At 65.8% G+C, this 1,343-nt stretch carries 3 protein-coding genes; all 3 read left to right on the top strand.

Annotation, left to right across the window (positions count from 1 at the left end):
- Positions 1–146: 146 nt before the first annotated feature.
- The 3 genes from CJZ98_RS17695 to CJZ98_RS19630 are packed head-to-tail and all read left to right on the top strand — an operon-like array spanning position 147 to position 1,304.
- Positions 147–641 (top strand): Rad52/Rad22 family DNA repair protein, encoded by a 495-nt coding sequence (locus tag CJZ98_RS17695; RefSeq protein ID WP_232756606.1) that lies wholly within the window; start codon positions 147–149, stop codon positions 639–641.
- A gap of 36 nt (positions 642–677) precedes the next feature.
- Positions 678–905 carry a DUF433 domain-containing protein gene (locus tag CJZ98_RS17700; protein ID WP_094592414.1) on the top strand — a complete coding sequence of 76 codons (228 nt, stop codon included), beginning with the start codon at positions 678–680 and terminating at the stop codon, positions 903–905.
- A 24-nt stretch (positions 906–929) separates the two neighbouring features.
- Positions 930–1,304, top strand: coding sequence for a DUF5615 family PIN-like protein (locus tag CJZ98_RS19630; RefSeq protein WP_390902074.1), 375 nt, complete (start codon positions 930–932; stop codon positions 1,302–1,304).
- The last annotated feature ends 39 nt before the right edge of the window (positions 1,305–1,343 follow it).

Raw genomic sequence — 1,343 nt, forward strand, 5'->3', positions numbered from 1 at the left:
GGGGCGTACGCCCCTGGAGGCAGCTCAACAGGGAGTTGCAGCATGACCACATCCACCCACTCTCATAAGGACTGGACCGACAAAGGGGGTCACGTCACGGTTGCCTGACGCCCCTCGTCCGCGAGGGCAGCGGCGCCGGCCACGGCATCGACGTCGACCTAGGCCAGGCCCATGAGTCAGCCCTCAAGGAAGCCGAGACCGACGCGATGAAGCGGGCACTGATGACCTTCGGGAACCCGTTTGGCCTCGCCCTCTATGACAAGCGCCAGCGGGAGGTGACCAGCTCAGCGGCACCGGAGCGCCCAACGGCCCAGCCGCGTCAGGCCCTGCCAGCGCCGCAGCATCAGGAAAGGTCAGCGACAGCAGCAGAGCCCCCGGATCAGGCTGCTGTCCCTGCACCCCAGCAGGATGCTGGGCTGCTCCCCCTCGATGCGGACACGATCCGCACGTTGCACGGCGCCATCCGCCAGCTGCCTCGCCCCCTGCTGGAGGCCCTCACCCAGGGCTTCCGCAAGCGCTTCTCCATCCCTGAGGAGGCCGCAACGATCGCCGATCGGATCGTGCAGAAGCGTCACCACGACTGGATCGAGGCGTTTCTGGCGCAGCACCAGCCCAGTCGCGCTGCCGAGGCCTTCACCTGAGACAGCGAATCGGCTGCCTCTGCCTACGCTTGGCCTATGGCGTTTCCCCGGTTCGGCCACGTTCCCGTCGTGATGGGCGGCAAACCCTGCATCCGCGGGCTGTGCATCACGGTGGGCACGGTCGTTGGGCTACTCGCCAGTGGAAGCAGCCGCGAGCGCATCCTGCAGGCCTATCCGCAACTGGAACCTGCCGACATTGATGAGGCGCTGGCCTATGCCGCCTGGCGCCTGGAAGAACGGGAAGAGGCACTGGTCCTGAGCTGATGGTCAGGCTGCTGGTCGACATGGCTGTTTCAACGCAACAGCCTCTCGACCGAATGGATGCCCCTGTTGCGGGCCGCCGGCCATGAGGCGGTGCTCTGGTCCGAGGTGGGCGATCCGAGGGCGCCAGATTCGGCCTTGATGCAGTGGGCCACTGCCAACGGCTATGCCGTTTTCACCCACGACCTGGATTTCGGCACGATGCTTGCCCTCAGCGGCACCAATGGACCAAGCGTGGTGCAGGTGCGTTGCCTGAACGGGCTGCCCGAAGCGATTGGGCACCTGGTGCTGTCGCTTGACAGCCCGGAAGCCCAAGGCAATCAGGTCGCCAGGCTCGGTGACAGCTCATGGAGCGCCTGCACCACTTCAGGTTGCAGCATGACCAAGGTCGTGCCCTCTTGATTGTCGGTCGGCACCTCCAGTTGCAGCGGCAGCACTTCG

It is taken from the genome of Vulcanococcus limneticus LL, from assembly GCF_002252705.1.
GTDB lineage: Bacteria > Cyanobacteriota > Cyanobacteriia > PCC-6307 > Cyanobiaceae > Vulcanococcus > Vulcanococcus limneticus.